This is a genomic window from Tepidimonas aquatica, from assembly GCF_007556585.1.
GTDB lineage: Bacteria > Pseudomonadota > Gammaproteobacteria > Burkholderiales > Burkholderiaceae_C > Tepidimonas > Tepidimonas aquatica.
On the sequence record NZ_VJNA01000003.1, the window covers coordinates 111,445 to 118,543 of the forward strand.

Consider the following 7,099-nt stretch of genomic DNA (forward strand, 5'->3'; position numbering starts at 1 on the left):
ATGCGCCCGGCTGGGTGTGGCCGTGAGCCTACCCGATCCGGGTTCAGGCCACGGCGGCCTCGGTGGGCTGAAGCGCCGGCATCCGGATCAACTCATCGAACGCCGCCAGCGCTGCCTTGGCGCCTTCGCCTGCGGCCACGACGATTTGCTTGTACGGCACCGTCGTGCAGTCGCCCGCGGCCAGCACGCCGGGCACGCCGGTGCGGCACGCGGCGTCGATCTCGATTTCGCCGAAACGGTTGCGCGGCACCACGTCGCCCAGCCATTCGGTGTTGGGCACCAGGCCGATTTGCACGAACACCCCCTCCAGCGCCAGCGTCTGTTCGGCGCCGCTGGCACGGTCGCGCCAGCGCAGGCCGGTGACTTTGTGACCGTCGCCCAGCACCTCCAGGGTCTGCGCCTGCGTCAGCACGGTGACGTTGGGCAGGCTCTTGAGCTTGCTGACCAGCACCGCGTCGGCCTTGAGCTGCTCGGCGTATTCCAGCAACGTCACATGCTGCACGATGCCGGCCAGGTCGATCGCAGCTTCCACCCCCGAGTTGCCCCCGCCGATGACCGCGACCCGCTTGCCCTTGAACAGCGGACCGTCGCAGTGCGGGCAGTAGGCCACACCGCGGTTTTTGTACTCGGCTTCCCCGGGCACGTTGAGGTTGCGCCAGCGTGCCCCCGTGGCCAGCACGACGCTGCGCGCGCGCAGCGTCGCCCCCCCTTCCACCGTGACGCCGATCCAGCCGCCGGGCTGCGCCGCGGGGTGCAAGGCTTGCGCGCGCGCCCCCGTCATCACGTCCACCTCGTAGCGCTGCACGTGCGCCTGCAGCGCGGCAGCCAACTGCGGCCCGGTGGTTTCCAACATACCCGGGTAGTTTTCGATGGCCAACGTGTCGTTGACCTGCCCGCCGACGCGCTCGGCCAGCAGGCCCACGCGGATGCCCTTGCGCGCGGCGTAGACCGCCGCCGCCGCACCGGCCGGGCCGCCGCCCACCACCAGCACGTCGAACGGCTCTTTCGCCGCCAACGCGGCCGCCTGGCGCTGCTGGGCCCCTTGGTCCAGCTTGGCCAACAGTTCGGCCAACGTGGCCCGGCCCGAGTGGAACACTTCACCGTTGCGCAGCACCAGCGGCACCGCCATCACGTTGCGCTCGCGCACCTCGTCGGCAAACAGCGCGCCGTCGATGATGGTGGTGCGCACACGCGGGTTGACGATGGCCAGCAGGCTGAGCGCCTGCACCACGTCCGGGCAGTTGTGGCACGACAACGACATGTACACCTCGAAGTCGTGCTCGCCGGGCAACTCGCGCGCCTGCTGCAACACCTCGGGGGCTTCTTTGGGTGGGTGGCCGCCGGCCCACAGCAACGCCAACACCAGCGACGTGAACTCATGCCCCAGCGGCACCGCGGCAAACGTCAGCTGCGGCGTGCCATCGCCGCGGCGGATGGCAAACGACGGCCGCCGTGCGGCGGTGCCGTCGGTGCGCACGGTGATCTTGCCGTCGGACAAGCGGGCGATGGTGTGCAGCAATTCGCGCAGCTCGTGCGCGCTGGCCGAGTCATCCAGCGTCGCCACCAGCTCGAACGGCTGCTTGACGTAGGCCAAGTAGGCCTGCAGTTGGGATTGGAGTTGGGCGTCCAGCATACGTAGCGCTCCTGGAGTTGGGTGACTGGGACAGCGCACCCCCAACCGGCCCGCCTGCGCGGGCCGGCCAAGGGTTGCTCAGCGATGGGAAATATCGGGCCATCGGCGTGCGGCACCGCACGGTGCCGCCTGGGTGCGCCGACGGCCGGCGGCGTCAGATCTTACCGACCAGGTCCAGCGACGGGGCGATCGTCTTGGCGCCCTCGTTCCACTTGGCCGGACAGACTTCGCCCGGGTGCTCGGCCACGTACTTGGCGGCCTTCAGCTTGCGCAGCGTTTCCTTGACGTCACGCGCGATGGCGTTGTCGTGGATTTCGGCGGTCTTGATGACGCCCTCGGGGTTGATGATGAAGGTGCCGCGCAGCGCCAGGCCCTCTTCATCGATGTGCACGTCGAACTGACGCGTCAGCTGGTGCGTGGGGTCGCCCACCAGCGGGAATTTGGCCTTGCCGACCGCCGGCGAGACCTCGTGCCACACCTTGTGCGAGAAGTGCGTGTCGGTCGTGACGACGTAGACCTCGGCACCCAGCTTTTGGAACTCCTCGTAGTGGTCGGCTGCGTCCTCGACCTCGGTCGGGCAGTTGAAGGTGAACGCCGCCGGCATGAAGATCAGCACCGACCACTTGCCCTTGAGCGACTGCTCGGTGATCTCGACGAACTTGCCGTTGTGGAACGCTTGCACCTTGAACGGCTGCACTTGCTTGTTGATCAGCGACATAGCACGACTTCCTTTCGTGGTTGAGGGAATGATGGACGCGCCTGCCTGCGCGTCTACCCCTAAATCATAGTACAAAACAATCGTGATATGTCATTGATAGTTTCAATCTTGACCATCGCATACCTTGATCACTTACACGAACGCTAATCATTCTCATTTGCTGTCTATAATTCGTTCTCACACATCGTTCCTGTCCACCCCTTCAGACCCGACATGACCATGGCCATACCCTTACCGACCACCCCACCCCCGCACTCCCCCTCGGCGCCGTGCTGCTTGCGGCCAGCCTGCACGCGGTGGCGCAGACCAACCCACCTGCGGCGCAAGCCGCGGGCACACTGGACACGGTCACCGTCACCGGCCAGTCAGAACCTGCCGAGATTCGCGCCAAGAGCACGCTCAAACCCTCCACCACCCGACTGGGCAAGGGCGAGCAACAGGTGCGCGACATCCCGCAAAGCGTCACCGTGATGACCGAGCAGCTGTTGGACGACCGCCAACTGGACGACTTCCGCGACGTGCTGCGCACCACCGCCGGCGTGACCTTCCAAGCCGGCGAAACCGGCGAAGAGGATGTGCGTCTGCGCGGCTTCTCGCTCGGGCAAGCGGGCGACATCTTCCGCGACGGCATGCGCGAAGGGCAGCTCATCACCCGCGACACCTTTGCCACCGAGCGCGTCGAGGTCCTCAAGGGTTCGGCGTCGATGCTGTTTGGCAAAGGCTCCACCGGCGGCGTGGTCAACCAAGTCACCAAGCAGCCGTTCCTGATGGACCGCTACGAGGTCGAGGCCACGGTGGGTAACGGCAACCACAAGCGCGTGCAAGCCGACCTCAACAAGCAGCTCGGCAGCAGCAGCGCCGTGCGCCTCAACGTGATGAAACAAGACGCCGACCTATGGGGTGCCCAAGACAACCGCGATGGCCTGGCCCTGGGCGTGCGCACCGGCATTGGCGAGCGGCACGAGTTGGCTGTGGACCTGTACCACCTGCGCACCGATCAGCGCCCCAACTACAACCACCCATGGCTGCTGACGGGCAACACCGGGGAAACGGGCCGACGCATCGTGCCCGTGCTGGCGGCTAAAAACTACTACGGGCTGGCCAGCGACTACATGGACAGCTCGCAAGACGTGCTGACCCTGTCGCACACTTGGCGCCTCAGCCCCCAGGAAGAGCTCAAAACCACCCTGCGCCACGGCCGTTATGAGCGTGACCTGTGGGTGTCGGCCATCGGCTTTTGCCAAAACAACGCCACCCTGTGCCCAGGCCAGACCGTCAGTCTGACCAACCCACCCACCGCCAACACCGTCCTGACCCGCAACGCCAAAGGGCGCCGCGGCATCAGTGACATCACCCAGCTGCAAAGCGACTACAGCCACAAGTTTGAGCTGGGCGGGCTGCGCCACCACCTGACGGCGGGCGTCGACATCACCCACGAAGACGCCAAGCGCAACAACAACAACAGCGGCGGCAACTCGGGCCTGACGACCACGGTGGGTACACCCAACGACGGCGACAGCCGCACCGACACCCGCACCTGGGTGTACAACACCTTCACGGCCAAAAGCCTTGGCGTGTACGCCCAAGACGTGGTGCAACTCGCCCCGCATTGGAAGGTGGTGGGTGGCCTGCGCTTCGACCGTTTCGAAGCCGACTACACCGATGGCACCGCCAGCGGCGGCCGCCGCGACAGCCTCTGGAGCCCACGCGTCGGCGTCATCTACGAGCCCAACGGCACCTCGTCGTACTACGCGTCGTTCGGAGAGTCGTACAACACCTCGGGCGACACCTACCAGTTTGCGCTGGGCAACTTCGCCTCCGGCAGCAACAACGCCAAGACTGCCAACACGCCGCCCGAAAAGAGCCGCAACATCGAAGTCGGCGCCAAGTGGGAGCTGTTTCAGCAACGGGCGCTGGTCGGCGTGGCGCTGTTTCGCAGCGAAAAGTACAACGAGCGCAACACCGACCCCGACAGCGCCGCGACCCAACAGCTGCTGTCAGGCAAGCGCCACGCCACGGGCCTGGAATTCAACGCCGCGGGCCGCATCACCCCGAACTGGGAAATCTTCTACAACCACACCTGGATCCCCAGCGCCCGCATCGACCGCTGCGCGGAAAGCTCCTGCCCTTCCACCGGCAACAGCCAACGCGTCGGCGACCGCCCGGGCCTGACGCCTAAGCACAGCCTGAGCCTGTGGACCACCTACCGCTTCGCGCCGCAGTGGCGCGCCGGCCTGGGCATCAACCACCGCAGCGAGCAAAGCCCCGAGGGTAACCGCACGGTGGTGGCGCCGGCCTTCACCACGCTGGACGCGATGCTGGAGTACACGCTGGATGAGCGCACCACCCTCAAGCTCAATGTCACCAACCTCACCGACAAGCTCTACGCCGACGCGCTGTACCGTGGCTTTTATACCCCCGGGGCGCCGCGGCGCGTGTACCTGAGCCTCAAGACGGTGTTCTAAACTGACCGCCCGGCCAAGCCTGCGCACCATGTTGCTGCACCTCAAAGCCATCCTCACCCCGCAGGAACTGCGCGACATCCGCGCCGTGCTGGACGCTGCCGACGCCCCCTGGATCGACGGCCGCGCCAGCGCCGGTGCGCAGGCCGCCCAGGTCAAACGCAACGAGCAACTGGCGCAAGACAGCCCGCAGGCCGCGAGGCTGCGCGGCATCGTGCTGCAAGCGTTGCAGCGCGACCCGCTGTTGTTCTCGGCGGCCCTACCACGGCGCATTTACAACCCGCTGTTCAACCGGTATCGACCCGAGGCCCCCGCCTACGGGCCGCACATCGACGGTGCCGTGCTGCACTCCCACGCCGACGGCCAGTGGGTACGCACCGATGTGTCGTGCACGGTCTTTCTGGCTGACCCCGACGAGTACGACGGCGGTGAGCTGACCATCCACGACACCTTTGGCGTGCAGCGCGTCAAGCTGCCTGCGGGCGACGCTGTGCTGTACCCGGGCACCAGCTTGCATGAGGTCGCACCGGTGACGCGGGGGGCGCGGCTGGCCAGCTTCTTGTGGATCGAGAGCATGGTGCGCAGCGACGAGCAGCGCCGCATCCTGTTCGAGCTGGACATGAACGTGCTCAAGTTGCGCCAGCAACTGGGCGAAACCCCAGCCACCACCGGACTGACCGGGGTGTACCACAACCTGCTGCGCCTGTGGGCCACGCCATGACGCCAACCACCGCCCCCCATGCTGCTGCCGCCCCGGCCCCATCAGGGCCGAGTGCCACCGCCCGCGCGTACCTGCTGGGCGGCGCCGGGGAGCAGCGCACGCTGCAGGCCAACGTCACCGCGTGGCGCGCCTTCACGTGGTGGCCCCGCGTGCTGGCCACGCCGCCGCATGTCACCGCCACAGTGGAGCTGCTGGGTCGGCGCTGGCCAGCGCCGTGGCTGGCGGCGCCCATGGCCCATCTGTTGCTGGCCCACCCGCAGGCCGAGCTGGGGTTGGCCCTGGCCTGCGCCGCCCAGGGCGCCGGCGTGGTCTTGTCAACCCAGGCCACGGTGCCTCTGGAGAGGGTGGCGCGCGCCGTGCTGCCTGAGCCCGCGCGGGGTCCCCTGTGGTTCCAACTGTACCCGTACGGCGAGCCGACGGCGTGGCTGCACGTGGTGGACCGAGCCGCCCAAGCGGGCTACGAGGCCATCGTGCTCACCGTCGATGCGCCGGTGCAATGGGCGTCGCCGCAGGCGCGCGCGGCCGGCTTTGCCCTGCCTGCCGACTGGCCCCAACCCAACCTGCCCGCCAGTGCCCCCCACGGCACGCTGGATGCGCTGCTGCGCTGCGCCCTGCGCTGGGACGACGTCGCCTGGCTGCGCCAGCGCTGCCCGCTGCCGCTGGTGCTCAAAGGTATTCTGCATCCCGCCGACGCCCGGCACGCTTGCGACGCAGGGCTGTGCGACGCCATCATCGTATCCAACCACGGCGGTCGGGTGCTGGATGGTCTGCCCGCCACGGCGCTGGCGCTGCCGGGCATCGTGCAGTCGGTGGGGGAGCGTGTCCCGGTGCTGGTGGACGGTGGATTGCGCAGCGCCGCCGACGTGGCCGTGGCCTTGGCCCTGGGCGCGCGCGCCGTGCTGGTCGGACGCCCGTTGATCGAAGCTCTGGCCAGCGCGGGGCCTGCGGGCGTGGCTGCGTTGTGGCGTCAGTGGCATGACGAGCTGCGTGGCACGATGGCGCTGCTGGGCTGCGCCGAGCCCGCCGCATTGCACCCCAACCTGCTGCGCAGCCCTGCCCCCACCGACCCCAGCAAGGCTGCCACAAGCCAACCCGAACGGAGCCCGACGCCATGCACTTGACTTGGATACTTGGGTTGAGTCTGCTGATCGTGCTGACCGCCGCAGTCTGGGTGCTGAAGCGATGATGAGCGCGTTCGTTGCCCCCGACCTTGGTGCACCGGCCTTGGCGCCCGGTGCACGCAACCGGCGTGCGCAGCACCGGCCCGGCCGCCGCGTGGCCACCGTGACGGCCATCGTCACCGCAGCCCACGTCGCCGGCTTGTGGGCGCTGTCACGCGCGTGGAGCCAGCCTGCCAGCCCCACGGCACCGCGCATCGTGCAGGTGCAACTGCTGACACCCGAACCCGCGCCCCCACAACCTGCTGCACAACCCGTCCCGCGGCCCGAGCCACCCCGGCCCCAAGCCGTGCCCAAGACCGCCCCGGTGTTGCTGGCTGCCTCGGCCGCCGGTGCCGACGCGGTGGCGGTCGCTGCAGGCGCGGCAGGCTTTGCCGCAGGGGGGGC

Annotated in this window: 5 protein-coding genes and 1 pseudogene; 4 read left to right on the forward strand and 2 right to left on the reverse strand. The window is 68.1% G+C overall.

What is annotated here, in order from left to right; genetic code table 11:
- Window positions 1-43: 43 nt before the first annotated feature.
- Entirely contained in the window at window positions 44-1,633 is a 1,590-nt protein-coding gene (gene ahpF / locus Taqua_RS01885) for an alkyl hydroperoxide reductase subunit F (protein ID WP_144324337.1), read from the reverse strand.
- Window positions 1,634-1,787: 154 nt separating this feature from the next.
- Window positions 1,788-2,351 (reverse strand): alkyl hydroperoxide reductase subunit C, encoded by a 564-nt coding sequence (gene ahpC / locus Taqua_RS01890; RefSeq protein WP_144324338.1) that lies wholly within the window; start codon window positions 2,349-2,351, stop codon window positions 1,788-1,790.
- 269 nt (window positions 2,352-2,620) lie between these two features.
- On the opposite strand from ahpC, the gene Taqua_RS01895 reads away from it, so the two are divergent.
- The 4 genes and pseudogenes from Taqua_RS01895 to Taqua_RS01910 all read left to right on the forward strand — a co-directional run.
- Window positions 2,621-4,816 (forward strand): TonB-dependent receptor, encoded by a 2,196-nt coding sequence (locus tag Taqua_RS01895; protein ID WP_246094579.1) that lies wholly within the window; start codon window positions 2,621-2,623, stop codon window positions 4,814-4,816.
- Between the two features lie 28 nt (window positions 4,817-4,844).
- Window positions 4,845-5,534 carry a Fe2+-dependent dioxygenase gene (locus tag Taqua_RS01900; RefSeq protein ID WP_144324339.1) on the forward strand — a complete coding sequence of 230 codons (690 nt, stop codon included), beginning with the start codon at window positions 4,845-4,847 and terminating at the stop codon, window positions 5,532-5,534.
- A complete protein-coding gene (locus Taqua_RS01905; RefSeq protein ID WP_144324340.1) occupies window positions 5,531-6,655 on the forward strand; it encodes an alpha-hydroxy acid oxidase in 1,125 nt (374 codons plus the stop codon). Before Taqua_RS01900 ends, Taqua_RS01905 begins: the two co-directional genes overlap by 4 nt.
- 64 nt (window positions 6,656-6,719) lie before the next feature.
- Window positions 6,720-7,099 (forward strand): annotated as a pseudogene (locus tag Taqua_RS01910) (hypothetical protein); the annotation flags it as partial.

Excerpts from the sequence above, each read along its gene's own strand:
- Taqua_RS01905 (WP_144324340.1), top strand. The coding sequence starts at position 5,531 with ATGACGCCAACCACCGCCCCCCATGCTGCTGCCGCCCCGGCCCCATCA.
- ahpF (WP_144324337.1), bottom strand. The coding sequence starts at position 1,633 with ATGCTGGACGCCCAACTCCAATCCCAACTGCAGGCCTACTTGGCCTAC.
- ahpC (WP_144324338.1), bottom strand. The coding sequence starts at position 2,351 with ATGTCGCTGATCAACAAGCAAGTGCAGCCGTTCAAGGTGCAAGCGTTC.
- Taqua_RS01900 (WP_144324339.1), top strand. The coding sequence starts at position 4,845 with ATGTTGCTGCACCTCAAAGCCATCCTCACCCCGCAGGAACTGCGCGAC.